The sequence below is a fragment of the Mesorhizobium sp. M0870 genome, assembly GCF_040319775.1.
GTDB lineage: Bacteria > Pseudomonadota > Alphaproteobacteria > Rhizobiales > Rhizobiaceae > Mesorhizobium.
Window position 1 is genome coordinate 66063 of the sequence record NZ_JAMYOI010000003.1, and the last position, 25963, is coordinate 92025.

General features: G+C 63.2%; 22 protein-coding genes. 10 read left to right on the top strand and 12 right to left on the bottom strand.

Going from position 1 to position 25963, the window contains the following annotated elements:
• Positions 1 to 34: 34 nt before the first annotated feature.
• The 5 genes from NKH97_RS05245 to NKH97_RS05265 all read right to left on the bottom strand — a co-directional run bounded on the left by NKH97_RS05245 (position 35) and on the right by NKH97_RS05265 (position 5924).
• A complete protein-coding gene (locus NKH97_RS05245; protein ID WP_245486037.1) occupies positions 35 to 655 on the bottom strand; it encodes a cytochrome c oxidase assembly protein in 621 nt (206 codons plus the stop codon).
• On the bottom strand, positions 652 to 1026 hold the full coding sequence (locus NKH97_RS05250; protein WP_127294296.1) for a hypothetical protein: 375 nt from the start codon (positions 1024 to 1026) through the stop codon (positions 652 to 654). The genes NKH97_RS05245 and NKH97_RS05250 overlap by 4 nt, the downstream gene beginning before the upstream one ends.
• Positions 1027 to 1033: 7 nt before the next feature.
• On the bottom strand, positions 1034 to 3562 hold the full coding sequence (gene ctaD / locus NKH97_RS05255; protein ID WP_352774880.1) for a cytochrome c oxidase subunit I: 2529 nt from the start codon (positions 3560 to 3562) through the stop codon (positions 1034 to 1036).
• Positions 3559 to 4536, bottom strand: a complete 978-nt coding sequence (coxB, locus tag NKH97_RS05260) for a cytochrome c oxidase subunit II (protein WP_245486038.1) — start codon at positions 4534 to 4536, stop codon at positions 3559 to 3561. Before coxB ends, ctaD begins: the two co-directional genes overlap by 4 nt.
• 419 nt (positions 4537 to 4955) lie before the next feature.
• Entirely contained in the window at positions 4956 to 5924 is a 969-nt protein-coding gene (locus tag NKH97_RS05265) for a LysR family transcriptional regulator (protein WP_128302557.1), read from the bottom strand.
• A gap of 131 nt (positions 5925 to 6055) precedes the next feature.
• Between NKH97_RS05265 and NKH97_RS05270 the strand changes: the two genes are divergently transcribed.
• The 8 genes from NKH97_RS05270 to NKH97_RS05305 all read left to right on the top strand — a co-directional run bounded on the left by NKH97_RS05270 (position 6056) and on the right by NKH97_RS05305 (position 15161).
• Positions 6056 to 7489 carry an amidase gene (locus tag NKH97_RS05270; protein ID WP_352795640.1) on the top strand — a complete coding sequence of 478 codons (1434 nt, stop codon included), beginning with the start codon at positions 6056 to 6058 and terminating at the stop codon, positions 7487 to 7489.
• 53 nt (positions 7490 to 7542) lie between these two features.
• Entirely contained in the window at positions 7543 to 8841 is a 1299-nt protein-coding gene (locus tag NKH97_RS05275) for an ABC transporter substrate-binding protein (protein ID WP_031212361.1), read from the top strand.
• 70 nt (positions 8842 to 8911) lie between these two features.
• Positions 8912 to 9736 (top strand): ABC transporter ATP-binding protein, encoded by an 825-nt coding sequence (locus tag NKH97_RS05280; protein ID WP_031212363.1) that lies wholly within the window; start codon positions 8912 to 8914, stop codon positions 9734 to 9736.
• Positions 9733 to 10461: an ABC transporter ATP-binding protein gene (locus tag NKH97_RS05285; RefSeq protein WP_023809004.1), complete on the top strand. Its 729-nt coding sequence runs from the start codon at positions 9733 to 9735 to the stop codon at positions 10459 to 10461. Before NKH97_RS05280 ends, NKH97_RS05285 begins: the two co-directional genes overlap by 4 nt.
• Positions 10462 to 10465: 4 nt before the next feature.
• A complete protein-coding gene (locus NKH97_RS05290) occupies positions 10466 to 11353 on the top strand; it encodes a branched-chain amino acid ABC transporter permease (RefSeq protein WP_023809005.1) in 888 nt (295 codons plus the stop codon).
• Positions 11354 to 11379: 26 nt separating this feature from the next.
• Positions 11380 to 12456 carry a branched-chain amino acid ABC transporter permease gene (locus NKH97_RS05295; protein WP_023809006.1) on the top strand — a complete coding sequence of 359 codons (1077 nt, stop codon included), beginning with the start codon at positions 11380 to 11382 and terminating at the stop codon, positions 12454 to 12456.
• A 10-nt stretch (positions 12457 to 12466) separates the two neighbouring features.
• Positions 12467 to 14050 (top strand): GMC family oxidoreductase, encoded by a 1584-nt coding sequence (locus tag NKH97_RS05300; RefSeq protein ID WP_352795643.1) that lies wholly within the window; start codon positions 12467 to 12469, stop codon positions 14048 to 14050.
• Between the two features lie 10 nt (positions 14051 to 14060).
• Positions 14061 to 15161: a histone deacetylase-like amidohydrolase gene (locus NKH97_RS05305; protein WP_352795644.1), complete on the top strand. Its 1101-nt coding sequence runs from the start codon at positions 14061 to 14063 to the stop codon at positions 15159 to 15161.
• Between the two features lie 521 nt (positions 15162 to 15682).
• Here the strand turns inward: NKH97_RS05305 and guaA are convergent.
• The 4 genes from guaA to NKH97_RS05325 all read right to left on the bottom strand — a co-directional run bounded on the left by guaA (position 15683) and on the right by NKH97_RS05325 (position 19983).
• Positions 15683 to 17245 carry a glutamine-hydrolyzing GMP synthase gene (gene guaA / locus NKH97_RS05310; RefSeq protein ID WP_352795646.1) on the bottom strand — a complete coding sequence of 521 codons (1563 nt, stop codon included), beginning with the start codon at positions 17243 to 17245 and terminating at the stop codon, positions 15683 to 15685.
• Between the two features lie 55 nt (positions 17246 to 17300).
• Positions 17301 to 17969 (bottom strand): 5'-methylthioadenosine/S-adenosylhomocysteine nucleosidase, encoded by a 669-nt coding sequence (locus tag NKH97_RS05315; RefSeq protein ID WP_023809009.1) that lies wholly within the window; start codon positions 17967 to 17969, stop codon positions 17301 to 17303.
• Between the two features lie 141 nt (positions 17970 to 18110).
• On the bottom strand, positions 18111 to 18569 hold the full coding sequence (locus NKH97_RS05320; RefSeq protein WP_013530371.1) for a PaaI family thioesterase: 459 nt from the start codon (positions 18567 to 18569) through the stop codon (positions 18111 to 18113).
• A 124-nt stretch (positions 18570 to 18693) separates the two neighbouring features.
• Positions 18694 to 19983, bottom strand: coding sequence for an RsmB/NOP family class I SAM-dependent RNA methyltransferase (locus NKH97_RS05325; protein ID WP_352723426.1), 1290 nt, complete (start codon positions 19981 to 19983; stop codon positions 18694 to 18696).
• A 182-nt stretch (positions 19984 to 20165) separates the two neighbouring features.
• On the opposite strand from NKH97_RS05325, the gene NKH97_RS05330 reads away from it, so the two are divergent.
• Positions 20166 to 20843, top strand: a complete 678-nt coding sequence (locus tag NKH97_RS05330; protein WP_013530368.1) for an MIP family channel protein — start codon at positions 20166 to 20168, stop codon at positions 20841 to 20843.
• 72 nt (positions 20844 to 20915) lie between these two features.
• On the opposite strand, the gene NKH97_RS05335 is transcribed toward NKH97_RS05330, so the two are convergent.
• Positions 20916 to 21437, bottom strand: coding sequence for a DUF8737 domain-containing protein (locus NKH97_RS05335; RefSeq protein WP_352676032.1), 522 nt, complete (start codon positions 21435 to 21437; stop codon positions 20916 to 20918).
• Between the two features lie 101 nt (positions 21438 to 21538).
• Here NKH97_RS05335 and NKH97_RS05340 point away from each other — a divergent pair, with 101 nt between their 5' ends.
• Positions 21539 to 22447 (top strand): LysR substrate-binding domain-containing protein, encoded by a 909-nt coding sequence (locus NKH97_RS05340; protein WP_352676030.1) that lies wholly within the window; start codon positions 21539 to 21541, stop codon positions 22445 to 22447.
• Between the two features lie 48 nt (positions 22448 to 22495).
• On the opposite strand, the gene NKH97_RS05345 is transcribed toward NKH97_RS05340, so the two are convergent.
• Both NKH97_RS05345 and NKH97_RS05350 read right to left on the bottom strand, forming a co-directional pair.
• Positions 22496 to 23599 (bottom strand): calcium:cation antiporter, encoded by a 1104-nt coding sequence (locus NKH97_RS05345; RefSeq protein WP_352795648.1) that lies wholly within the window; start codon positions 23597 to 23599, stop codon positions 22496 to 22498.
• Positions 23600 to 23787: 188 nt separating this feature from the next.
• Positions 23788 to 25560 carry an AMP-binding protein gene (locus NKH97_RS05350; protein WP_352774882.1) on the bottom strand — a complete coding sequence of 591 codons (1773 nt, stop codon included), beginning with the start codon at positions 25558 to 25560 and terminating at the stop codon, positions 23788 to 23790.
• Between the last annotated feature and the right edge of the window lie 403 nt (positions 25561 to 25963).

Sequence of the window (25963 nt, forward strand, 5' to 3'; positions counted from 1 at the left end):
AAGCCTATCGCCAAGTGTTTCCAGTTGACGTGCATCAGCCGGCCAGCCTCTCGGTTTTGCCGCCTAGGAGCCTGGCAAGCAGGAAGACGCCTCCAGCGAGGTAAGCGGCAGCGCCGATCATCAACATGATGATGCCGCCGAGCGCCTGGTCCTGTCCCGCCCCGAGCACGAGGCCGAAGCACGTCACATCGCCGAGGCCATAGAGCGGTCGCGAGGCGAGCGAGAGCAGCGCGCCAAGCAACGTCATGTGGATGGAGGTCAGGAGCAACGCGAAGGCGCCGGCAGCGTCCCTAGCCGGCGCATCGGAATTGCGCGGCGCCACGCACGTCAGCCACAGGAACAGCCCGGCGCCAAGGAAGGACACCTGCTCGATCATGGTGGCGATGGTCGATGTCTCGGCCCACTGGCGCGCAGCCGGCGCATGCCAGCCCCAGACGACAATCAGTTCGACGAGAGAGGCGATAAGGGGAGCGGCGGTGGCCACGGAGCGTATCGTCCTGGCAATACCGATTGCGATCAGCGGCGCCGCGATCGCGACGACGCCCATGTGGGCAAGCATGTGGGCCGCGAACGAGCCACGCCACGCATCGAGCAGCGGTCCCGCCCAGACCAGCGCGAGGGTGACGAAGCCCAGCAACAGGCTTGCCGTCCTCATGAGGAGCATCCGTCGATGAAGAGCAGCGGCAGCGCCACGTAGAGCACGGCGACGAAGCTCAGGCCGCAAAGCAGTAGCGTGGCAAACCCCTGGAAGAGGTTGCGGTCCGTCGCTGTGGGATCGTCGTGCGGCGGGTCGTTCGTGCCGAAGCCCCACTGCCTCCAGGCGAGCCACCCGGACAAGACGATCATCGCGAGTGCCGCCAGCGTCATAGCCACTATGCCAGCCTGGACGACAGCGAAACCGAGGTCACCGCGCTTTGCACACCAGATTGCGGCCAGTGCGTAACAGGCGAGGAAATGTCCGGCCCAGATCACGGGCGCGGTGAAGAGCGTCCAGAGCGTTTCGACCTCTTTGGGAATGATGCGCATCACCGTCTCACATCGCTTCAGGGAAAAGGCCGATGACGGCGAAGGTGATGACAGCGGTGATCGCCATAAAATGCCAGTAGAGCGCGACGTTGTGCAGTTCCATGTCGTGCTCCCGCGTCAGGCGACCGGCGAAGCTGCGCGCGAGGCAATAGAGCTGCATGACGGATCCGACCGCGGCATGAGCAAGCGCCCAGATGACGAGAATCCAGACGATCGCCGGATAGACATGCGCGGTCGGCTGCATGTCATGCTGCCAAGGTCCGGCAAAACCGGCTGCAGAGGCAGCAAGCGTCAGCAGAAACGCGGCAACAAGCGCAACGCGTGCGCCGTCGATCCACCCGCTTGCGTTCAGTCGGCGCGCACCAAGCATCGCGACCCATGCGGCGACGAAGAGAGACAGCGCGATCATCGGCCACCGCATACCGGGACCCGGCTGCCCCAGAGTGAAGTCGGGATGGATGGTCCAGTAGAAGAAATAGCCGAAGATGAGGCTGGCGAAGGCAGTTCCGTCGCCAACCATCGTAATGAACATCGCCCACCAGCCAACAGAATCCGGGCCGGAGGCATAGAGCGGCAAGCGCAGTCCAAGGCCGACATCCTTGGTCTTCTTTTCCGGGGTTTCGCCGGTGCCGGTCCAGAGCCACCACAAAATGGCAGAGAGCGTGCCGATGCCCGACAATAGGGCAAGGATCCAGAGTTCGAAGGTGAGCGCGACGAAGACGCCGCCGAGCAATGCGGCCGAGATTATTGTGATCGTGGTTGATGTCGCCACGCGCTGGCACTGCAGCGGATGGGCGTCGAGCACCGAGGTGATGAGCGTCTCGCGGCGATTCTCCTTGGCACTGCGAAGATAATAGGCGCCCTCATTGACCTTTTGCATCAGATCCGCCTGGTCCCAAAGCGGATACCGGCTCTCGATGATCGGAATGGATCGAACGCCCCAGTTCTCCTCGGGCTCGTTCAGCCATTCGAGCGTGCCCGCCTTCCACGGATTCTGCTCGCTGCGAGGTTCGCGATGCTTCGGCCGTACAACATCGAAGACAACCACCAGCACCCCTGCCGCGAAAACATAGGCGCCGATCGTGGAGATGAGATTCAGCCAGTCCCAACCGATCCCCTCGGGGTAGGTGAAGACGCGGCGCGGCATCCCGCGCAGGCCGCTGAGATGCATCGGAAAGAAGGCGACGTTGAAGCCGGCAAACATCAGCCAGAAGGCGGTGCGCCCGAGACGGGGCGAGAGCATCCGCGCATTGATCAGCGGATGGTAATAGTAAACGCCGGCGACCAGCGGGAACAGCATTCCACCGATCAGCACGTAATGCAGATGTGCGACGATAAAATAGGTATCGTGCGCCTGCCAGTCGAACGGCACGAGCGCGACCATCACGCCGGTCAGCCCGCCGATGACGAAGATAGCGAGGCCGCCGGCGCCAAACAGCATCGGCACCGAGAAGATGACACGTCCGGCCAGCATGGTGGCGATGAAGACGAAGATCTGCACGCCGGTTGGAATCGCGACCGCTTCCGAGGCGGCCGAGAAGAATGCCAGCGAAATCTGCGGCAGGCCGGTCGCGAACATGTGGTGGACCCAGAGACCGAACGATAGGAAGCCCGTGCCGACAGCGGCAAGCACGATCCAGGAATAGCCGACGATCGGACGTTGCGAAAAGGTTGGCACGATCATCGCCATCAGCGCGATGGCGGGCAAGAAGATGATGTAGACCTCGGGGTGCCCGAAGATCCAGAACAGGTGTTGCCACAGCAGTGGGTCGCCGCCCCGCGTCGGGTCGAAGAACGGCCAGTCGAACATGCGCTGCATCTCAAACAGGATGTCGCCGGCGATCAGCGGCGGAAAAGCGAATAGGATCATGCCCGCGACGATCAGCAGGTACCAGGCGAACAGTGGCATTAGGTTGATGCGCATGCCCGGCGCGCGGCACTTCATGATGCCGACGATCAGTTCGACCGCCGCAGCAATGGAGGCGACTTCGATAAAGGAGAGGCCCAGCAGCCAGATGTCGGCACCAATGCCGGAATATGCCTTGTCAGTGGCAAGAGGCGGATACATGAACCAGCCTGAAGAGGGAGCGGCGTCGAAGAAGATCGAACCGCAAACGAAGACACCGCCGATCAGAAAGCTCCAGAAGCCGAAGGCGCCGAGACGGGGAAATGGCAGTTCACGCGCACCGAGCATTGGCGGCAGCAGAAAGATGGCGACGGCCTCGAAGATGGGCACGGCAAACAGGAACATCATCACGGTGCCGTGCAGCGTGAAGGCCTGGTTATAGAAGTCGGCAGAGAGGAAATTGTTTCCCGGAACCGCGAGTTGCGTGCGCACAAGAAGCGCCAGCACGCCGCCAAACAGCATGAAGGCAAAGGCCGCACCCCCGTACCAGAGGCCAACCTGCGTATTGTTGACCGAAGTCCAGTAACGCCAGCCGATCGGCGTCTTCCAGACGAGGCGCAGCTGTTCTTCCTCGATCTTCTCTGCGGAGGGCAAGGCGTTTCGCTTGATGCGGGCTTTGAGGGTTGTCATTCGAGCCCCTTCAGCCAAGAGGCGATTTCGGCGATGTCCTGTTGGGGCAACATGTTGAAGTCGGGCATCTTCGAACCCGGCTTGATCAAATGCGGATGGGCGATGAAGCTACGAACGGCCTCATCGTCGGTGGGCAAAACGCCGGCACCAATCGTTCCCCGCGAACCCATATGCGAGAGATCCGGGCCGACACCACCCTCAGCTTGTGTGCCCGCAACGCGGTGGCACGCGCCGCAGCCGTTGCGAAGGAATATGTCGCGTCCGGGCAAGGATGCGCCGGGCGAAGGGTTCGCCCGCACAGCCAGCCATTCCCGGAAGGCAGCGGGCTGCATGGCGACGGCCGTGAAGGTCATCAGCGCGTGCGAGGTCCCGCAATATTCCGCGCAAGGGCCGCGGTAGGTGCCAGGTTTGGTCGCCAGCAACGAGAGCCGATTCACGCGACCCGGGATCATGTCCATCTTGCCACCGAGCGCGGGAATCCAGAAGGAATGGATGACATCGGTGCTTTTCAGCAAGAACTCGACGCGCTCGCCAACCGGCAGCCTGATCTCGTTGGCGGAAAGAATAGGAACTCCGCCGTCAGCCAGGTGGTAGGCGACCCGCCACCAGAATTGCTCACCAGTCACTTCGATCCTGAGACCATTGGCTTCGCCGGCTCGTGCGAAAGGTCTCAGTCCAGGCATCAACCAAAGCGCATAGCCTAGCAAGAGAAAGAGGAGTAGCGAAGGAATGGCTGCCCCGCCCCAGAAAATCAGCCGGCTTGCAATACGCTCGTCTATGGGAGTGCGCTCATGACGTGTCGCGTGGACCAGAAGACCGATGACCGTCAGCCAGATAAAACCGCCAGCAATGGCCATGAGCCAGAAAAGGTCAGCGATCTGGCGCGCTTCCTCTCCGGCCGGATCAAGCGCCGACTGGGCTCCCGAGCAGCTGGAACAGGTTCCCAAGCATAACCACAGCGCGAGCCAGCGCACCGCAGCGAGTTTCGTAATCCGGGCGCTTGTGCTTGGAACTGTTGACGAATCTATCCCTCCAATCGATGCCCTTGCTCACAAACGCGCCCGCAACCGAGTGGTTGCGCCAAAACTTCAGTTTAGCGGCAATGGCCAGTGCTCATGCAATCTACGCGCCGGTTTCGTCATTTGTCGCGCTGGTAGGCGATTTCTTGCACTTTGCGGCGTTCGACGGCGTGCCCAAGCCGTCTCGAAAAGTGCCGTCTCCGCTCCAACCTGCGAGCAGGCGACTGAGCATTGGTGCGGGTGAAAACGTGGGCGCGCACCGAAGAGTTGTCGCCGGGCCGCCCGTCGATCTCGAACACCTCGATCAGGAACCCGCACCTCCGGCGCGGTTGCAACGCCAGTCCTGTAAATGTCCGCAACGCCAAGGGGGCGGCTCAGCCATCCTCCCTGGCGACCAGTAGAAAAGGTTCGCGCTCCGGCGTCGTCACCGAAAAGCCCGAAGGGCCCACCGCGCTGAAAAAGCGATGGAACATGTCGATGAAGACACGCACGAAGAGTGGCTTTGCCGAACCGTACATGTCGGCGACGATCAGCGTCGGTGGCGGCAGTTCATCGAGGATTGGTCTTCGAACGATCTCCTCGCCATCGGCGGTGGCGCGACCGATCGGCCGCATGTTGAGGACGGCCATGCCGAAGCCGGATGCGACGGCCGAGCGCACCGTTTCATAAGAGCGCGTGCGAAAGCGCACCTCCGGCCGTTTCGCCAGCACGTCGAACAGGGTCAGGAGATAGGTCGCCGTGTGCGGCAGGTCGAGCAGCACCAGCGGCCGTGCCGCCAGTTCCGCCAGCCAGATGCCGTCGCGCGCGGCAAGGGGATCGTCCGCATTGAGCACGGCATGCGCCGGTACCTTGCAGATGCGGGTGACGCTGTCGATACCGATTGGACCGATGTCGTAGAGAATGGCCAGATCGATCTGGCCGGCGACAAGCCGTTCCTGCAACTGGACCTGGTCGGCCTCGACAAGGTCGATCTCGACATCGCCGACGTTGTCGAGGTAGCTGCGCAGCATCTCCGGCATGAACAGCGCGCCGAACGGCTCGAAGCAGCCGATGCGCAGGACCTTCGGCACGCGCCCGTTGAGGTCTCCGATCGACCGGTTGAACTCCGTTTCCGCCGCCAGCATGATGCGGGCGGCGGCGACGAAGCGTTGGCCGGCCGGCGTGATGGAGACGCCGCGCGCCGGCCGCCTGTCGAAAATGCGCGCCCCCATCCCGGCCTCGGCCAGAGTGATCGCCGCGAGGATGGAGGATTGCGAGATGTAGAGCGATCTGGAGGCCGCCAGCACGCTGCCAAGGCGGGCGACTTCGCAGACATAGCGCAACTGCCGAATGGTCAGATTCATGGCTCTTTGTTACATTAAATAGCGAATATTCCCCACAACAATACATTTTATGGTGATGAAAAAAACCGCCAGATTGCCCGGGCTGACAAGGCTGCCGTAAGAGCGGCCATGAAGTGAGGGGTTCGAACTGCATGCCGAATGGGCTGTCTCCCATTGCCGACGCCGATGTTCTGTGCCGCCTGGCTGCTGCGGAGCTTAGCGCCGCCTACCGCGCTGGATCGCTGTCGCCCGTCGAGGTGACGCTGGCGGCGCTGGATCGCGCCGAAGCGATCAATCCGCTTTTCAACGCTTTCACCATGATCGACCGCAAGGGTGCGATCGAGGCCGCAGGTGCTTCCGAGAAACGCTGGCGGGCAGGCGAGCCGCTGTCGGCGGCCGACGGCATACCGACGACGCTGAAGGACATCGTCTGGGTCGAGGGCTGGAGCGTGCGTTACGGCAGCAGGACGACGACTTCCGCCGCCTATGACAAGGATGCCCCCGCCGTTGCCCTGCTGCGCAGAGCGGGTGCGGTCTTCATCGGGCAGACGACGACGCCCGAATTCGGCTGGAAGGCGATTACCGACAGCGGCCTCTGCGGCATCACGCGCAATCCCTGGAATGCGCAAAAGACTCCCGGCGGTTCCTCCGGCGGAGCGGCGGTGGCCGCCGCCACCGGCGCCGGCGTCTTCCATCTCGGCACCGATGGCGGCGGCTCGATCCGCATTCCGGCCTCGTTCACCGGCATCGCCGGATTGAAGCCGACCTTCGGCCGCGTGCCCGCCTATCCGTCCAGCGCGTTCGGAACCGTCGCCCATATCGGACCGATGGCGCGGACAGCACTCGATCTTTCCGTCATGGCCGGCGCCATGTCCGGCCGCGATATCAGCGACTGGCAGCAAGGCGTGGGAACGCTGGCGCCGCTTGGCCGGATCGAAGAAGTTTTGCGGGGCGCCCGGATCGGCTACTGGTCGAAGCCGCCTTCAGGAGCGCTGGATTCCGGGATCGCCGCCGTCGTCTCCCACGCCTTGACGTGTTTCGACGCCTTCGGCGCGACGGTCGAGCCGATTGATCTTCCCGGTGGCGATCTCCTCGATCTGTTCCAGCATCACTGGTTCACCGGCGCCGCGGCGCGACTGGCGCTGGTTCCGCCGAGCGAACGGGCGGGCATCGATCCGGGCTTCCTGGAGATCGCACAGGCTGGGGCAGCGTTCGACGTCCATACGCTCGTCGCCGCACAGTTGGAGCGCGCCGAATTCGGCGCCGCCATGGACCGGCTGCTAGACGACTATGATTTCATCGTTTCGCCGGGGACATCGATTCCAGCCTTCGACGTTGGCCTTGAAGTGCCTCTGGGCAGCGGCCTCTCGCGATGGATCGAATGGGCGGCGTTCAGCTACCCGATCAATCTCAGCCAGCAACCGGCCTGCGTCATCCCTTGCGGCATGACCGAGGCGGGCCTGCCCGTCGGCTTCCAGATCATCGGCGCGCGCGGCGACGATGCCCGCGTGCTTTCGGCGGCAGTCGACCTGGAAGCCGCTTTCGTGCCCATGACCCACGCGTTTCGCCAGAAAGATCTGGTGTGAAAGATTTCGCATGAAGAAAAGACTCTAACCAACGCCAAAAGGGGAACTTTGCCATGATGAACAGACGTGCAATGCTGCAGGGCGTGGTCGGCGCGGGTGCGGCCGGTGCCGCGCTTCTTGCCGATATGAACACTGCGGCGATCGCCCAGGACACCAAGCCCATTCCGGTCGGCTCGGCCCTGCCGATGTCCGGCATCGCCGCCGCCGACGGCATCGAGTTCAAGAACGGTCTCGAACTTGCCGCCGAGGAGATCAATGCGGCGGGCGGCATTCTCGGCCGGCCTGTCGAGATCCACATCGAAGACACCAAGGAAATGGGCGCCGACCTCGTCAGCCAGTCGATGCAGCGCCTGATCGACCGCTTCGAGGCGCCGGTCATCATCAATGGCTACAATCTCGGCACCAACATGATCGAGATGGACGTCGCCGCCGACAACGACGTCATCATGATGCACTACAACACGCTGATTTCGCACAATGAGAAGTTCAAGACCGACCCTGCCCGCTATTACAGCTCCTTCCAGGGCGATCCGCCGGAGTTCTGGTATGGACCGGGCTGCCTGAACTTCCTCAAGACGCTTGCCGCGGACGGCAAATGGAAGGCGCCCAACAAGAAGATCGCCATCATCCCGTCTGCCAACGAATATTCGATCGTCATCGCCAACGCGATCCGCGACAAGGCCGCCGAATACGGCTTCGAGGTTAGTCTGTTCGAGACCGTTCCGTTCCCGACCAACCAGTGGGGACCGACGCTGGCGAAACTCCGCCAGGACCCGCCGGCGGCGATCCTGGTCACGCACTTCCTGCCGCAGGACCTGGCGCAGTTCATGGTCCAATTCCTCGCCGAGCCGATCAACAGCCTGATCTACATGCAGTACGGACCATCGCTGCCGGCTTTCCGCGAGATCGGCGGCGAGGCGGTCAACGGCGTCGTCTATTCGACGGTGATCGGCTGCCTGCCGGACGACTTCTCCAAGCCGTTCCGCGAGAGCTACCGGGCCAAATTCGGTCCGAACTCGGCCTACATCACGGGATCGCAGACCTATGACGGCCTGTGGATGTGGGCGCTTGCCGCGGCAATCGCCGGTGGTCCAGGCGAACCGATGGACAAGGCGCAGACCACCAAGGTGGCCAATGCGATGAAGCGCCTGGTCTATCGCGGGGTCAACGGCACCTACCGGGCCGATCCGGCCGGCCAATCGGCCTTCTGCTATCCGACGCAGGTGGCCGATCCGTCGCTTGGCATGCCGCACCAGTTCCTGCAGCATCAGGATTACAAAACCGATCCGAAGCTGATCGCGCCGGCGCTCTATGCCACGGACAGCTTCATCCTGCCGCCATGGATCAAGTGACCGGACGCGGAAATGAAACCAACGACACCGGCCGGGCCCTTTGCCCGACCGGCTCCATTGGGTGAGAAATATGACTGAGGCCGCCGGTCCGATGCTGGTTTGTGACAGTGTGGTCAAACGGTTCGGCTCGCTGGCCGCCGTCGACGGCGTGTCGATGGTGGTCAATGCGGGCGAGATCGTTGGCATTGGTGGGCCGAACGGCGCCGGCAAGACGACCTTCTTCGACGTGGTGACAGGGATCACGCCGGCCAGTGGCGGCCGGGTGCATTTCGGCGACACCGACATTTCGGCGCTTCCGGCCGACCGCATCTGCCAACTCGGCATCGCCCGCACTTTCCAGCTCAATGCCGCCTTCGACAGCTTGACCGTTCGCGAAAACATCGAGATCGCCGCCTATTTCGGCCGGCAGCGGCGAAGGCTGGCCGGCTTCCGCCTCGGCGAGGATGTCCGGCAGGCAACGATCGAAGCGCTGGACTTCGTCGGGCTTGCGGCCAAGGCCGACGAGACCGTGGCGCGGCTGCCGGTGCTCGACCGCAAGCTGCTGATGATTGCCGGCGCCATCGCCACCCGGCCGAAAATGCTCTTCCTCGACGAGCCGGTGGGCGGGCTCAACGTCGCCGAGATCGACCAGATCATGGCGATGGTGCTGAAACTGCGCGACCAGGGACTGACGATCGTCCTGATCGAGCACGTCATGCGCTTTCTCCTGGCGCTCTCCAGCCGCGTGATCATCATGCACCATGGCAAGGTGATATTCGAAGGCCGGCCGGACAAGGTCGCCGAGGACCAGACCGTTGTCGAAACCTATCTCGGCCAGGGCACGCAGAAACGGCTGAAGAAATTCTTCGATGAGCAAGCCGCCATGACGAATCCGGCGGTGGGGGGAACGCCATGACGGGCGCAGCCGCAAAACCACCTGTCCTGCAACTCGACGGCATCGTCTGCGGCTATGACGGACTCGACGTGCTCAAGGGCATTTCGCTGACCGTTCACGCCGGTGAATTCATCACCGTCGTCGGCCCGAACGGCCATGGCAAGTCGACATTGCTCAAGACCATTTCCGGCCTGGTGCCGCTGCGCGGCGGTCAGATCAGCATCGACGGCCGGCGCCTGTCCGGCAAGCCGCATGAGACGGCGATGCTGGGCGTCGCCCACGTGCCGCAGGGCGATATGCTGTTCGCGCAGATGAGCGTGCTCGAAAACCTTTTGATGGGCGGCTATCTCGCGCCGGACAAGGCCGAGATCACGCGTCGGCTGGACGAGGTCTACGCGCTTCTGCCGAAGCTTGCCGACCGTCGCAACCAGATCGCCTCGAGCCTGTCGGGCGGCGAACGGCGCATGGTCGGCATAGGCCGCGGCCTGATGATGGGCGGGCGCATCCTTTTGATCGACGAGCCGTCGCTTGGCCTCGCGCCACTGATCATCGATCAGGTCTACGACGTCATTTCGCAACTGAGCAAGGCTGGGCGCACGATCCTGCTGGTGGAGGAGAACCCGGCCCGGGTCGAGGACCTCGCCGACCGCCTGCATCTGCTCGACGACGGCGCCATCGTCTGGTCAGGCAAGCCCGCCGAACTGATGGCGCGCGACGAACTCCTCGCAACCTACCTCGGAGGCTGACGCCATGACCGACGTTCTCATGGCCATTCTCGTCGCCGGCTTCACCTCGGGCGCGCTCTATGCGCTGGCGACGGTCGGGCTGTCGCTGGTCTGGGGTTCGATGGGCATGCTCAACATGGCCCATGCGGCGATGCTGACGCTTGGCGGCTACGTCGCCTTCACGGTGATCACCTCGCTCGGCCTGCCGGTCGCGATCGGTTTCGCCGGTGCCATCGTCGCGGGTGCTTTGGCCGGCGCCATCCTCTATTTCGCGATCGTTCGCAATCTCCTGCAGAATGACAAATCGACATTCGAAGCCAACGTCATGATCGCCACGGTCGGCATCGGCATCGCCCTCGAGAATGCCATCCTCCTGACCTATGGCGGGCAGCCGCTGAAGCAGCCGGTTTCGATCGCCGGTGCCTTACGCCTGGGACCGCTGACGCTGCCCTGGCAGAACCTTCTGATCATCGCGGTGGTGGTCGTGATGATGGTGGTCGTCTCGGCGGCGCTCGGCCGCACGCGGATGGGCCGTGCGATCCGGGCGACGGCGCAGAACCGCGACGCGGCGCAGCTCATGGGCGTCGCCGTCAACCGCGTCTACCTGCAGGTGCTGATGCTGTCGGGCGCGCTCGCCGGCATCTGCGGCGTCATGGTCTCGTCGATGACGCAATTGTCGCCGCCACTCGGCAACGACCCGATGCTGAAGGCCTTCATCATGTGCGTGGTCGCCGGTCTCGGCAATCTGCCGGGCGCCATCGCAGCAGCACTTGGGCTGGCGTTGCTCGAATCCTTCGTTCAGTACGCCTTGGGCGCCAGGTGGGGCTTTCCATCGCTGCTGTTCGTCGTCATTGCCGTGCTGATCTGGCGGCCGTCCGGCCTTTTCGGCCACGCCGAAATCCGGCGCATGTGAGGGGCATCATGACAGAGACACGCCCCATGTCCCGTTCCTCCATGTCTCGCTCGGCCAGGACTGATCTTGCCATCAGCCTGATGCTGATCGCGGCGGCGATCGCGCTGCCGTTCCTGGTCGACAGCCGCTACATCCTTGGCCAGATCGTGCTGGCGCTGTTCTATGCGACGATCGCCTCGCAGTGGAACCTCCTGTTCGGCTTCTCGGGCATCTTCTCGCTGGCGCAAATGGCGATCTTTGCGTTCGGCGGCTATGCGACGGCGATGCTCTGCTTCTATTTCGGCTGGAACGTCTGGGCAGCACTTGTGCCGGGCGCGCTGGGCTCCGTGCTGTTCTCGCTGGTCGTCGGCCTCGCCTGCCTTCGCCTGACCGGCGTCTATGTGGCGCTGCTGACGCTGGCGATCGCCCAGACGATGTATCTGCTGATCGTCACCGACACCGAATGTTTCGTCATGGTCGGCTCCGTCTGCCGCCAGTTCACCGGCGGCGCCGTCGGCTTTGCCCGCTTCGGCGACCTCGGCACCAGGGCCTTGCTCCGGGCGCAGTGGCTGGTCGGCAATTACGCCATCATCGCGGTGCTGTTCGCGCTCACCATGGTCTTCACCTACGCGATCGTCAAAAGCCCTATCGGCCTTGCCTTCCGGGCGCTGAAGGACAATCCGGGCTATGCGGTGGCCCGCGGCGTCAACCGCTTCCAGGCGCAGCTTCTGGTGTTCGGCATCTCCGCCTTCTTCACCGGGCTGGCCGGCGGTTTCTATGCCGCGCATTTCCAGGCGATCGGCCCCGGTGTGCTGTCGATGTCGCAACTTATGTTCATCATCGCCATCGTCGTGGTCGGCGGCGTCGGCACGTTCTGGGGACCGCTGGTCGGGACGGTGGTGCTGGTGCTGGCTGACGAATTGATGCGAGAGAGCGGCGAGTTCCGCACGCTCGGGCTCGGCCTGATCATCGCCCTGTCGGTGGTGTTGATGCCCAAGGGGCTGGTCGGCCGTTTTGGTGATCTCATCGACTGGCTCGGGCGCCGTCGCGCCAGCCCCGACAGCCCCGACAGCAAGCCGGCAGCAAGCAGCATTGTGCAAAGCCCGACCCCGGCCGGAAAGTGAGAGACTGACGATGTTCGATACGATCATAGTGGGCGCCGGCTCGGCCGGCTGCGTGCTGGCAAACCGGCTCAGCGCCGATCCTGCCCGCAAGGTGCTGCTGCTCGAGGCCGGGCGCGAGGCGCCGCTCGCCTCGGACGTGCCGTCGGACTGGCCGACCATGTTCAACACGCAAGTCGACTGGAGCTACTACACCGAGCCGCAGGCCGGCTGCCGCGGCAGGCGGGTGTTCTGGCCGCGCGGCAAGATGATCGGCGGCTCCGGCGCGCTGAACGCCATGATCTATATTCGCGGCCTGCCGTCCGACTATGATGGCTGGGCGGCGATGGGCTGCCCCGGCTGGGCGTGGGCTGACGTGCTGCCGGTGTTCAAGGCCAGTGAAAGCAATGCCGAACTCGGCAACGACCCGCTGCACGGCGCCGACGGGCCGCTCCATATCGGCAATGTCGGACATGTCGATCCCAACGAGCTTGCCTGGATCGAGGCCTGCAAGGCCGCAGGCTACAAGCAGAACCGCGATTTCAACGGCGTCGAGCAGGAAGGCGTCGGCCTGTTCCAGTTCACCATCAAGAATGGCGAACGCTGGGGCACCGGCAAGGCCTATCTGCGCCCGGCGCGGGAACGACCCAACCTGACCGTGAAAACCGGTGTGCTGGCGACGGGCCTGATCGTCGAGAAGGGCCGGGTCAAGGGCATCCGCTATCTCGTCAATGGCGAACCTGAGACCGCTTTCGCCGACAGCGAGGTGGTGCTGTCCTCGGGCTCGATCGGCAGTTGCCAGCTGATGCTGCTTTCGGGCATCGGGCCGGCCGACGAACTCGCCCAGGTCGGCGTTGCTCCCGTGCACGACCTCCCGGGCGTGGGCAAGGATCTGCAGGACCACATCAACATTCCGATCACCTTCTATACCAAGGACAAGATCGGCGTCGGCGCCTGGACCGACGAGACGCTGCAGCGCGACTTCGCGGAATGGCAGATATCGCGCAGCGGTCCGCGTTCCTCACCCTGGGTGGCGGCGGGCGGCTTCGTCAAGAGCCGGCCCGATATCGAGCCGGACCTGCAGCTTTACGGCGCCATCAGCCCGCATCGCGACTATGTTCGGTTCCTTTCGTCCAGACCCGGCATCACGCTGCACACCACGCTGCAGCGGCCAGACAGCCGCGGCGAGATTCGCCTGCGCTCGGCCAATCCAATCGAATATCCGGCGATCGACCCACGTTACTTCATCAGCGACGAGGATGGCTCGGACATCGCCACGCTGGTCGAAGGCATCCGCATCAGCCGGCGCATCGCGGCGCAGTCGCCGCTTGCCGAAATACTCGTCGGCGAAATCACGCCGAGCGCCGAATGCGAGAGCGACGCCGAGATCGCCGACTATATACGCGGCCACTGCACGACGCTTTATCACCCGACCAGCACCTGCCGCATGGGTTCAGATGCGATGGCCGTCGTCGATCCGACGTCGATGAAGGTTCATGGGCTGGACGGGCTTTGCATCGCCGACGCCTCGGTCTTTCCGAAAATGGTGTCGGGCAACACCAACGCGCCGACGATCATGATCGCCGAACGCGCCGCGTCAATGATCCTGGCGGGCTAGGAAACAAAACATGACGACAGGCTGGAATTTCCACGAACTCTATCTCTGGCACGAGACCGGCAATGCCGCGCAGTTCTTTCAGCCGAGCCTGACCATCGAGCCGGGCGAGCATGCGGAGAATGCCGACACGAAACGCCGATTCCGCAATCTGATGGAGGTTTCGGGCCTGACCGAGAAACTGTATAAGATCGCCTCCGTCGCGGTGAGCGAGGATGACCTCGCCCTGTTTCACGACCGCGACTACATCAGCCGTATCAAGCTGCTCAGTGATGGGCGCGGCGGCGATGCGAGCTATCTCACCCCCTTCGGCCATGGCAGCTACGAAATCGCCTGTCTGGCCGCCGGCGGCACGGCAGCGGTGATGGATGCGGTGTTGAGCGGCGATGTCGACAATTGCTATGCGCTGGTACGACCGCCCGGCCATCATGCCGAGCGCGGGCAAGGCATGGGCTTTTGCCTGTTCGGCAACGTTCCGGTCGCTATCCTGAAGAACCGGGCCAAACATGGCTTCGAGCGGGTCGCCAGCGTCGACTGGGATGTTCATCACGGCAACGGCACCCAGTCCGCCTTCTATTCGGACCCGTCGGTACTGACCATCTCGATCCATCAGGACGGGCTTTATCCGAATGACAGCGGTCTTCACAAGGAACGCGGCGAGGGCAAGGGCGAAGGCTACAACATCAATGTACCGCTGCCGGCCGGCTGCGGCCACGGCGCTTACATGTCCGTCTTCGAACGCGTCGTGCTACCGGCGCTCAATCGCTACAAGCCTGATCTCATCGTCGTGCCGTCGGGCTTCGACGCCTCGGCGGCCGATCCGCTGGGGCGCATGATGCTGCATAGCGGCAGCTACCGCGACATGACGCGGATGTTGATGCAGGCGGCGGACGACCTCTGCGGCGGGCGCCTGATGATGTCGCATGAGGGCGGCTATTCGGCCTCCTACGTTCCCTATTGCGGCCTGGCGGTGATGGAGCAGCTGTCCGGCATCAGGACGCATATCGACGACCCGTTCCTGCCTGTCTTCGAAAGCTATGCCGGCCAACCCTTGCAGCCACATCAGGCGGCCGCTGTTTCCAGGGCGGAGGAACTTTTGGGCGGCATCGCCTAGAATTCTGATTGCGGTCAGCCAATGAGGCGATCTCAAGACACACCGGCGCCCAATCTCACAAATGCGGACTTGCGCTGACGGTAGGACGTGCGGCTGATGCATGTCGCCCAAAAGTGGCCCCGGTTTGGGACAACGACATGCATGAAAACAAAGACTTAAAGCGCGTCGCATGAATCCGTTTCAACGCGACGCGCTTTAAAGTACTGTTCGCGCCGAAACGTCACCGGGAAAGCCATTTATTTCAAATGGTTGACCTACAAAAAGCGTCAGGCCGAGAAACGGGTGACGGTCCTTTCTCGGACGTTGATTCACGTACGAAAGTACCGTCAAAAGTACCGCCAGATTGATCTGCTGCCCTTCACACGCAACGAAGCCCTCGTTTGCACGGGGCCAGAAAAATCAGTGACTTAGACAGTCGGAGACTTCAGTTGATGATGCAGCATCGATAGTGAATGAGATAAACCGCAAATCGTTGCTTTTTCTGCGAAAAACTACGCCCGAGCAGTCCAGACTACTAACTCCTACTCCCACTCGATTGTTCCCGGCGGCTTCGACGTCACGTCGTAGACGACGCGGTTGATGCCCCGGACTTCGTTGATGATGCGGGTGGCGGCGGCGCCGAGGAAGGCCATGTCGTAGTGGTAGAAATCCGCCGTCATGCCGTCGACCGAGGTGACGGCACGCAGCGCGCAGACGAACTCGTAGGTGCGGCCATCGCCCATCACGCCGACCGTCTGCACCGGCAACAGCACGGCGAAGGCCTGCCAGATGGCGTCGTAGAGGCCGGCCTTGCGGATCTCGTCGAGATAGATGGCGTCGGCCTCGCGCAGGATCTCCAGCTTTTCGCGGGTGATGCCGCCGGGGCAACGGATGGCAAGACCCGGGCCTGGAAACGGGTGCCGGCCGATGAAGCTTTCGGGCAGGCCAAGCTCCTTGCCCAGCGCCCTGACCTCATCCTTGAACAGTTCGCGCAGCGGCTCGACAAGCTGCATGTTCATGCGCGCGGGCAGGCCGCCGACATTGTGGTGCGACTTGATCGTCACCGACGGGCCGCCGGTGAAGGAGACGCTTTCAATGACGTCGGGATAGAGCGTGCCCTGCGCCAGGAATTCGGCGCCGCCGAGTTTCTTGGCCTCTTCCTCGAACACCTCGATGAACAGCCGGCCGATGGTCTTGCGTTTTTTCTCCGGGTCCGACTCGCCCTCGAGGGCGTCGATGAAACGGTCCGACGCGTTCACCAGAATGAGCGGTAAATTGTAGTGTTCGCGGAACATCGCCACCACGCCCGCGGCCTCGTCCTTGCGCATCAGGCCGTGGTCGACAAGGATGCAGGTCAGCTGGTCGCCGACCGCTTCGTGGATCAACAGCGCCGCAACGGAGGAATCGACGCCGCCCGACAGCGCGCAGATGACCTTGCCCTTGCCGACCTGCTTGCGGATCGTCTCGACCGCGTGCTCGCGGTAGGCGCGCATGGTCCAGTCGCCCTCGATGCCGGCGATGTTGTGGACGAAGTTGCGCAGCAGCCGGGCGCCGTCGGGCGTATGCACCACCTCGGGGTGGAACATGATGCCGTACATCTTGCGCTCGATGCTGCCGAAGATGGCGAAGGGCGAGCCTTCCGACTTGCCGAACACTTCGAAGCCCTTGGGCAAGGAGATGACGCGGTCGCCATGGCTCATCCACACCTGGTGGCGCTGGCCGGGTGCCCACAGGCCCTCGAACAGCGGGCTGTCCTTTTGGATCTCGACGAAGGCGCGGCCGAACTCGCGATGGTCGGAGCTTTCGGCAACGCCGCCCATCTGCACGCACATGGCCATCTGGCCGTAACAGATGCCAAGCACCGGCACGCCGGAATCGAAGACGATCTGCGGCGCGCGCGGGCTGCCTATATCGCCGGTCGAAGCCGGACCGCCGGACAGAATGACGGCCTTCGGATTGATGCGCTTGAATGCCGCTTCGGCCGACTGGAACGGCACGATCTCGGAAAACACGCCGGCCTCGCGGATGCGGCGGGCGATGAGCTGGGTGAACTGGCTGCCGAAATCGACAATCAGGACGGTGTCGGGATGATTGGCTGTTTTCATGGCGAGCGTTTAGAGAAAGAAACGAGTCGGCGCAATGGGTTGCGTAGCCCGACTTTCAGGCTGGTCTGGCATCTTCATGGGATGGTTCCGTCCGAAGGGCGCCGTCGCCGATCGCCCGTTCGAGCCGCATGACGGCGTCCGCCAGCTTCTCGTCGATGACTTCAAGATATTCGGTCCAGTCGCCGACATGCCGCAGATCCGCCGCCCCGTCGGAAATGCCGCGCAGACCGATCAGCGGAATGTCGAACAGTTGGCAGGCGCGCAGGCAGGCGAAGGTCTCCATGTCGACCATGTCGGCGCTAACAGCATCATAGGCCGCGCCGGTGATGATCGCTGCGCCGGTCGACAGGGTCGCCTGCCTGATCTCCGGTATCTTGAAGGGCAATGGCACGGTTACCGGCAGGTCGAGGAAGGGTGTCGCACCCTTTTCGAAGCCGAGCGGCGAAGCGTCGATGTCACGGTAGCTGACCGAAACCGCCTGGTAGATCTCCGTCTGCTCCAGCGTCCGACTGCCGGCTGAGCCGAGCGAAACAACGAGATCCGGCAGTGCTTTTTGCGATTTCAGCCAGGAGAGTTCCGCACCCAGCCTGACGCCGGCCTCGACCGGACCGACACCGGTCATCAATGGCGTGAACAGCTGCTTGAGGTGCGGGCCGTATTCGGCTTGCGCCGCCATGACGAAGAGGACGTCCTTGCCCGACAGGCGCGACACTTTACCGGTCATGATGATTTGCTCCTCTCCGCCGGATCATCTGCTTATCTGCACCGCCGCTCGCCGGGACCCGCTGCCTCCGGCAGCTCCCGGCGTTCGTGGCCTTCCATCGTGCCACCGGCACGATGGATTCGCCTGCGGCGAACCGGCCACTCACCCTTCTATGCCATCACGCCCGACCACGGTCATCATGGTGCCGGTCATGGTGGCGATCAGCTTGGCCTCGCCGTCGGCGGCGAAGGCGTAGGCTTGGCCGTCGGCGACGATGATGGTGCGGCCTGGCTTGGTCACCGAGCCGCGGAACAGGAAGCGCTCGCCCCTGCCCGGCGCCAGAAGGTTGACCTTGAACTCGATGGTCAGCACGCCGGAATTTTCCGGCATCAGCGAAAAGGCGGCATAGCCGCAGGCCGAGTCCAGCGCCGTCGAAATGACGCCGGCATGGAGAAAGCCATGCTGCTGAGTGAGTGCCGCCGAATAGGGCATCTCGATCTCGATGATGCCGGGGGTCACCAGCGTCAGTTCGGCGCCGATCGTGGCCATCGCCTTCTGGCGCGCGAAGGATGTCCTGACGCGATCCTCATAGTCCGGGGCGGGTACGATCTTTGCTGCCATTGCCGCTGCTTCCTTTACGCGGATAGCTTATTGCAGAGGCATGGACGGCAGGCAAATGCTTTTGCTGCACTGCACAATCGACCTGGCATGCCGGCCGGCGCCGCGCATCCGTCAGGAATTGGATTCAGGCCGATCTGCGTAACGCACAGAGATAAAACCCATCGGTGCCGCTGAGCGCCGGCGACAGCGAGATGTCGCCTTTGGCGCCGATGCGTGCGGCTGCCTCATGGCCGGGAAAACGGCTGTCCCAGAGCTTGCGGTGGTCGACGGGAACATAACCGCTGTTACGGTCCCGAAAGGCCGCGATCTGCTCACCGTTTTCCTCATCAAACACCGAGCAGGTGATGTAGACCAGCAGGCCGCCCGGTTTGACATAGGCTTTGGCCGCATCGAGGATCGCCGACTGCTCGCCCTTGCGGGCATCGAGCTGTCTCTGCGTCAGCCGCCATTTGGCGTCGGGACGGCGGCGCCAGGTGCCGCTGCCGGTGCATGGGGCGTCGACCAGCACGATGTCCATGTGGTTGCCGAGCGGCGCGAGTTCTGTGGGTTTGGTGACCACCTGCACATTGCGGTTTTCCGAACGACGGATGCGGTCGAAGATCGGTGCCAGCCGTGCTTTCTCCACATCATGGGCAAAGATCTGGCCACGATTTTCCATCGAAGCCGACAGTGCCAGCGTCTTGCCGCCGGCGCCGGCGCAGAAATCCAGCACCTGCATGCCGGCTTCGGCCCCGGCAAGGGCGGCCGCGATCTGCGAGCCTTCGTCCTGGACCTCGAACCAGCCCTTCTGGAAAGCCGGCTCGGCCTGCACGTTCGGGTGCCGGCCGTCGCCGTCGATCGGCGGGATGCGGATGCCGTGTGGCGCGATTGCCGAGGGTTTCGCGCCAGTTCCCGTCAGTTCGGCCAGCACCTTGTCGCGGTTGGCCTGCAACGTGTTGACCCTGAGGTCGAGCGGCGGGCGCGTCGCCAGCGCCGCGCCCTCGTCGGCCCAGGTCGAGCCAAAGGCTCGCTCGAAAAGCGGCGCGCACCAGTCGGGAACATCCGCCCGCACCGCGTCCGGCGCGTCGGCGAGCCGATGGTCGGCGATGGCCTGAAGCTCGGCGGCGGTCAGCAGCGGCGGTGCGAACTTGTCGCCATCAAGCGCCTCGTTGAGCGATTGTGCCGTCTGGCCCCATTCGAGCAGCAGCGCGCCGAAGCCGATGGCGCGCGGCGTGTCCTGCCCCAGCAGCCAGCCGGCGGAACGCTTGTGGCGCAAGGCGTCATAGACGATGTTGCCGATCGCCGCACGGTCGCCGCCGCCGGCGAAGCGATGCGACAGGCCCCAATCCTTCAGCGCGTCCGCCACCGGCCGGTGGCGCCGGCCGATGTCTTCCAGCACTTCGATGGCCGCAGCCAGCCGTCCGCCCAATCGCATGGTCTTGTTCCGTCACGCAGAAAATTATTCCGGCCCTGCTCTAGAGCGCGCAACCGGCGCGCACAAGCAGGTCGGCCTGCACAACCGCTCTGCTTTCCAACTTTTCTGGTTGCGAATACTCTTCCGGTTGTGATTCGCGGAGCGCAAAAGGCGGACCGGCGGATTGACACGAGGAGAGGGCAATGAAGACTTATCTGGCGGAAGTTCTAGGCACATTTCTATTGGTGTTCATCGGTACGGCTTCTGTGGTGACGGGCGGCTTCGGCGGCGCGCTGCCTCTCGGCCAGGAAGGCATCGGTCTGGCGTTCGGCATCGGCCTCATCGCGGCGGCCTATGCGATCGGCCCGATTTCGGGCGCGCATCTCAACCCGGCGGTGACGCTCGGTGTCTTTCTGGCGGGCCGGCTGCCGGCCAAGGACGTCATCCCCTACTGGATCGCGCAGGTCATCGGCGGCGTCCTTGCTTCGCTGGCGTTGTGGATCATCGTTTCCGGCCAGGTTGGCGGACACACGACCGGCTTCGGCGCCAATGGCTGGGATGTGACGAAATGGGGCGTCAGCTCGGCATTTCTGTGGGAAGTGATCGGCACCTTCACCTTCGTCACCGTGATCCTGGGTGTCACCGCTGAAAAGCACTCGACGGCGTTCGCCGGGCTGGTCATCGGCCTGACGCTGGCGGGGTTGCATTTCGCCATCATCCCGGTGACCGGCACGTCGCTCAATCCGGCCCGCTCGATCGGCCCGGCCCTGTTTTCGGGCACTGCCGCGATCGGCCAGCTCTGGCTGTTCATCGTCGCACCGTTGATCGGCGGCGCCATCGCCGGCGTCGTCGCCAAGGCGCGCATCTTCGAGAAGGACTGAGCTTCGAAAGCCTGGACAGAACAAAGGCGCGGGCCAAGCCCGCGCCTTTTTCTTTGGGGTATACTCTTGCCGTCAAAGCACAGCCGGGGCGGTCGTCGTTAGGATCCGGACCTTCGGAGGGCGTAGCAGAAAATAGAATGCGGCGATGTGCGTGATCATCAGCAGCGGTACATAGATGATCGGGATCGCGTAGGCGGCGCCCAGTTGCTCCGCATGTGCAGGGAGGCCGACCTGGATGGCGTGGTAATAATCGACGACGAGCTCGACCGTCCCGACGATGTTGAAGGCGACGATCAACGGCCAGAAGAGCCGGGGTAGCCTCACCGTGAGCAGCGCCAGCATGGCCAGTACCCCTGTTGCGAAGTCGCCGTAGGCGGCGAACACGGCGAAACCGGCCGGCAGATCGGGGCTTACGACGCCCGGCAGGATGAACACGAGCCCGAAGAAACGCAAGCTGTGCAGGGTGGCGATGGCACGTTGCGCCGCGACCCGGTCCAGCGAGCTCAGCCATGGGAGGCCGTATGCGCCGAAGCAGAGCAGCCACGCGACGTAGCCTAGAACGAGATGGGTCTGGAACACCATTTCCGTGGACATTTGGCCTCCTGTCAGCAGCCGGTTCACGCGGCCCCAGCTTCAGTCGGTTACCTCTAAGCCTGCTTCCATAATTCGACTACCCGGTGTAATCACAACAACCTATGAAGCAGAACTACACAGTCCGGCACGGTGCGCTGGAGGGGGTCGAGACCTTCCTGGCGGTTGCCAGGCGCCGCAACTTTCGCCGTGCCGCCGCCGATCTCGGCGTGACGCCGTCCGCCGTGAGCCAGGCGGTGCGCACGCTGGAAGCCCGCACGGGTGCGGCGCTGTTCGTGCGCACGACGCGAAGCGTCGGTTTGACCGAGGCTGGCCAGCGGTTCCTCGATCTTGCCGGACCTGCCTTCGAGGAGCTCGTCGCGGCAGGCGAGGCCGCGCGCGATGTCGGCCAACGGCCGACCGGGCTGCTACGCCTGTCCGTCCCCCGCGCCGTCGTGCCGTTGATCCTGGAGCCGATGATCGCATCGTTCTGCCGAACCTATCCCGAGGTCGAGCTGGAGATCGCCGCGAGTGACGAGATGGTCGATCTTGCGACCGGCGGGTTCGATGCCGGCATCCGCCTCGGCCAGTTCATCGCGCCCGACATGGTCGCGGTGCGGCTGACGCCGTCGTTCCCGTTCGTGGTCGTCGGCAGTCCGGACTATCTCGAGCGCCATGGCTACCCCGAGCACGTCGACGACTTGTGCCGCCACGCCTGCCTGCGCTTGCGCCGTTCGAACGGCGCCATCGCGCCCTGGTCTTTCGTCGACGGCAACGGGGAGATCGAGGCGATGGTCTCAGGCCCGCTGATCGCGCACGACTATCCGACGCTGCTCGGGGCCGCGATGCAGGGCATTGGGCTGGCGCAGATCCCCCGACCCGTCGCCGAAGGTCCGATAGGCCAGGGAAAACTCGAGCCGGTCCTAGACACCATCGCCGCCACGACGCCGGGCGTCTTCCTCTACCATCCCGGCAAGCGCCAGATCCTGCCGAAGCTGCGCGCCTTCATCGACCACCTCAAATCCACGGCGTGAGGTAACGAAGGATACCGCCCCCTTGGCGCTTCGCTTGCACCAAAGCTCTCATGGTATAAATATCAGAAATACATAAGTAAAAAATACTACAAGATGGACCATTCCGGTCAAGAACGTCGTTCTTTCAGTGCTGAAGCTTACATTGCATATGAAAAGCGCCAAGACCAAAAGGACCGCATCAGCAGCCGACAGCCCCAGGGTTAACCCTCTTCCCGTCAGCAGGCTGGCGGCTGCGACCGCCGGTATTGTCAAACCAATCGTGGCACAAGCGGAACCCATCGCGACATTCAAACCGCGTTGCAGCTCATTGTTGAGTGAAGCGCGAACCGCCGAAATGGCCTCCGGCATCAAAACCAGCCCGGCGATCAATGCCCCCACAATGCTGTCAGCCTGTGTCACCTGATAGGCAACGAGCGTATTTTCAACACTTGCGGCGACCTGCTCGGCGAGCATGACAATGCCAATCAGCCCGATCAAAAGCAGCAATGCGCCGGCAAAGACGCTTTCGTGAGGGGCAGTCCGCAGCGCAACGCCGTGGGCCTGCCCTTCGACAAAGTCTTCTCGGTGGCGGACAGTCTGCGCGAACACAAAACTTGCATAAAGCAGCACCGAAAGCACGCTCACAAAGCCAAGTTGAGCTGCCGAAAATGTGCCCGGCCCCGTAGCTTGTGTGTAGGTCGGCAGAATAAGCGTCATGATGGTCAGCGCGATCAGAACCGCCAAATATGCGCTGGTCCCTTGTCGAACAATTGCCTGCTTGCGATGACGCCAGCCGCCGAGCGCAAGACACGTGCCGACGACGCCGGTAGATGCAATCATCACCGTTGAGAAGACGGACTCACGTGCAAGCGTAGGGTTGTTCTCTCCATGCAGCATCATGGAAACGATGATCGACACCTCGATTGCCGTCACGGCAAAAGTCAGCACCAATGTGCCATAGGGCTCTCCTACACGCCGGGCCACCGCCTCGGCGTGGTCGAGCACCACGAAAATGGTGGTGAACATAATCGCACTCGAAAGCGCTCCGACGAGTATCCTGGCGCTCAGCGAACCTTCGTCCGCCGACAGCCCGCCTGCCCTGACTGCAACAGCCATCACCAAGGCGGCCAAGGGCAACGCATAAGAAACCACCGATCGTTTGAAACCAACCATTCAAGCCCCTATGCGCTTCTGCGAACCTTGCGGAAAACCCCATGTGGAGTGTGGAGCGCCTTGGAAAACATCCGGCAGGCCCGACGGCCGGCGTTCGCCCCCTCACAAACAACGCGCTCCAAATGATGCAGCAGGATCGCGACCTGACCGCACCCAGCGCGCCGGACAAACCGAAGCGCCGCCTTCGCTCACGCCGTCTTCTGCGCCACCAGCCCCAGTTCCTCCACCATGGCCTCGCGCATCAAGAACTTTTGCGGCTTGCCGGTCACCGTCATCGGCAATTCGGTGCGGAAGCGTATGTGGCGGGGGATCTTGTAATGGGCGATCTGGCCGGCGCAGAAGTTCTTGACCTCCTGCTCGGTGGCGATCTGGCCGGGCTTGAGCACGATCCACGCGCACAGCTCCTCGCCATATTTGGCGTCGGGAATGCCGAACACCTGCACCTCCTTGACCTTTGGATGGCGGTAGAGGAATTCCTCGACCTCCCTGGGATAGACGTTCTCGCCACCGCGGATGACCATATCCTTGACCCGGCCGACGATGTTGCAATAACCCTCGGAATCGATGGTGGCGAGGTCGCCGGTGTGCATCCAGCCGTCGCTGTCGATCGCCTCGCGGGTCTTGTCTTCGTCGTCCCAGTAACCCTTCATCACCGAATATCCGCGCGTGCAAAGCTCACCCGGTACGCCGACCGCAACGGTAGCGCCATCGGCATCGACCGCCTTTACCTCGACATGGGGATGGATGCGCCCGACGGTCGAGACGCGCTTTTCCAAGGGGTCGTCGACGCCGCTCTGGAACGAGACCGGGCTGGTCTCGGTCATGCCGTAGGCGATGGTCACCTGTTCCATATGCATCAGCGACACCACCTTCTTCATCACCTCGATCGGGCATGGCGAGCCGGCCATGATGCCGGTGCGCAGGCTGGAGAGATCGAAGGCGGAAAAATCCGGATGATCCAGCAGGGCGACGAACATGGTCGGCACGCCATAAAGCCCGGTGCAGCGTTCCTGCGCCACCGCCTTCAGTGTGGCGCCGGCGTCGAACCCTTCTCCCGGAAAAACCATGGTGGCGCCTTTCGAGACGCAACCCATCGTGCCCATCGACATGCCGAAGCAGTGGTAGAGCGGCACCGGAATGCACAGCCGGTCGTCGACGGTCAGCTTGATCGCCGAAGTGACGAAATTGCCGTTGTTGACGATGTTGCTGTGGGTCAGCGTCGCGCCCTTGGGGGCTCCCGTGGTGCCTGAGGTGAACTGGATGTTGATGGCCTCGCCCGGCTTCAGCTTCTCCGAGATGCGGTCGAGGCTGTCATGCTCGTCACGCCCGGCCATGGCCAGCACGTCGCCGAAATTGAACATGCCGGGCGAATTCTCGTCGCCCATGCGGATGACGATCTTCAGCGCCGGCAGTTTCTGTGCCTTGAGCTTGCCCGGTGTGGCCTTGGCGATCTCGGGTGCCAGCGTCTCGATCATGCCGAGATAGTCTGACGTCTTGAACCTGGCAGCGGTGACCAGCGCCTTGCAGCCGACCTTGTTCAGCGCATAGTCGAGCTCGGTCAACCGATAGGCGGGGTTGATGTTGACCAGGATCAGGCCGATGCGGGCGGTGGCGAACTGCGTCACCAGCCATTCCCAGCGGTTGGGCGACCAGATGCCGACGCGATCGCCCTTTGCCAACCCCAGTGCCAGGAAGCCGGCAGCCAGCGCGTCCACTGTGTCCGACAGTTCGCTCCAGGTGAAGCGCTTGTCCTGATCAACGAAAACGGCGGCGTCGAGCGTGCCGTATTTGCTGACGGTGTCGGAAAACAGCGCGGGGATGGTCTTGTCGAGCAGCGGCACGCTGCGTTCGCCAGAGACATGCGCCCTGTTGTCGACGGGTGCCACGAAGACACCGCCAGCACGCGCGCCGCGTCCGCGCAAATTGCTGGCGTTCTTCAGCTCGTCGAGATTGACCGGCATCGCTCTCTCCTCCCGGGACTAAAGCGTGTCGCGCTGAAACGGAATCATGCGACGCGCTTTAGGTCCTTGTTTTTATGCATGTCGTTCTCCCAAAACCGAGATCACTTTTGGGCGACATGCATTGGCCGAACCTATCAGCCTGAGGGGGTGGTGAAAACCCGCCGATCGTCGTGGCAGGTCAACGATGCTTCGGAGCTTCGCGTTGGTTGACGAAGCCCCAAAACGCAAAAACCCGCCTGGGCGGCGGGTCGCTGGCGCAAATCAGCACCATGGGCAAAAATGTAGCATAGCTGCCCTCACGGGTCAAGAAAAAATTCCTATCAACATGAAAACCTCGGCGCAAACGCTACCGACACCGCTGGGCGGCCGTCAGGGTTCTTAAGCTGGGTCGGGGCCCTAAGGG

Excerpts from the sequence above, each read along its gene's own strand:
- NKH97_RS05300 (WP_352795643.1), top strand. The coding sequence starts at position 12,467 with ATGTTCGATACGATCATAGTGGGCGCCGGCTCGGCCGGCTGCGTGCTG.
- NKH97_RS05345 (WP_352795648.1), bottom strand. The coding sequence starts at position 23,599 with ATGGTTGGTTTCAAACGATCGGTGGTTTCTTATGCGTTGCCCTTGGCC.
- NKH97_RS05290 (WP_023809005.1), top strand. The coding sequence starts at position 10,466 with ATGACCGACGTTCTCATGGCCATTCTCGTCGCCGGCTTCACCTCGGGC.
- NKH97_RS05280 (WP_031212363.1), top strand. The coding sequence starts at position 8,912 with ATGACTGAGGCCGCCGGTCCGATGCTGGTTTGTGACAGTGTGGTCAAA.
- NKH97_RS05275 (WP_031212361.1), top strand. The coding sequence starts at position 7,543 with ATGATGAACAGACGTGCAATGCTGCAGGGCGTGGTCGGCGCGGGTGCG.
- NKH97_RS05350 (WP_352774882.1), bottom strand. The coding sequence starts at position 25,560 with ATGCCGGTCAATCTCGACGAGCTGAAGAACGCCAGCAATTTGCGCGGA.
- NKH97_RS05265 (WP_128302557.1), bottom strand. The coding sequence starts at position 5,924 with ATGAATCTGACCATTCGGCAGTTGCGCTATGTCTGCGAAGTCGCCCGC.
- NKH97_RS05270 (WP_352795640.1), top strand. The coding sequence starts at position 6,056 with ATGCCGAATGGGCTGTCTCCCATTGCCGACGCCGATGTTCTGTGCCGC.
- NKH97_RS05250 (WP_127294296.1), bottom strand. The coding sequence starts at position 1,026 with ATGCGCATCATTCCCAAAGAGGTCGAAACGCTCTGGACGCTCTTCACC.
- NKH97_RS05340 (WP_352676030.1), top strand. The coding sequence starts at position 21,539 with ATGAAGCAGAACTACACAGTCCGGCACGGTGCGCTGGAGGGGGTCGAG.
- NKH97_RS05330 (WP_013530368.1), top strand. The coding sequence starts at position 20,166 with ATGAAGACTTATCTGGCGGAAGTTCTAGGCACATTTCTATTGGTGTTC.
- NKH97_RS05285 (WP_023809004.1), top strand. The coding sequence starts at position 9,733 with ATGACGGGCGCAGCCGCAAAACCACCTGTCCTGCAACTCGACGGCATC.
- NKH97_RS05245 (WP_245486037.1), bottom strand. The coding sequence starts at position 655 with ATGAGGACGGCAAGCCTGTTGCTGGGCTTCGTCACCCTCGCGCTGGTC.
- NKH97_RS05320 (WP_013530371.1), bottom strand. The coding sequence starts at position 18,569 with ATGGCAGCAAAGATCGTACCCGCCCCGGACTATGAGGATCGCGTCAGG.
- NKH97_RS05325 (WP_352723426.1), bottom strand. The coding sequence starts at position 19,983 with ATGCGATTGGGCGGACGGCTGGCTGCGGCCATCGAAGTGCTGGAAGAC.
- NKH97_RS05295 (WP_023809006.1), top strand. The coding sequence starts at position 11,380 with ATGTCCCGTTCCTCCATGTCTCGCTCGGCCAGGACTGATCTTGCCATC.
- NKH97_RS05305 (WP_352795644.1), top strand. The coding sequence starts at position 14,061 with ATGACGACAGGCTGGAATTTCCACGAACTCTATCTCTGGCACGAGACC.
- NKH97_RS05335 (WP_352676032.1), bottom strand. The coding sequence starts at position 21,437 with ATGTCCACGGAAATGGTGTTCCAGACCCATCTCGTTCTAGGCTACGTC.
- ctaD (WP_352774880.1), bottom strand. The coding sequence starts at position 3,562 with ATGACAACCCTCAAAGCCCGCATCAAGCGAAACGCCTTGCCCTCCGCA.
- NKH97_RS05315 (WP_023809009.1), bottom strand. The coding sequence starts at position 17,969 with ATGACCGGTAAAGTGTCGCGCCTGTCGGGCAAGGACGTCCTCTTCGTC.
- guaA (WP_352795646.1), bottom strand. The coding sequence starts at position 17,245 with ATGAAAACAGCCAATCATCCCGACACCGTCCTGATTGTCGATTTCGGC.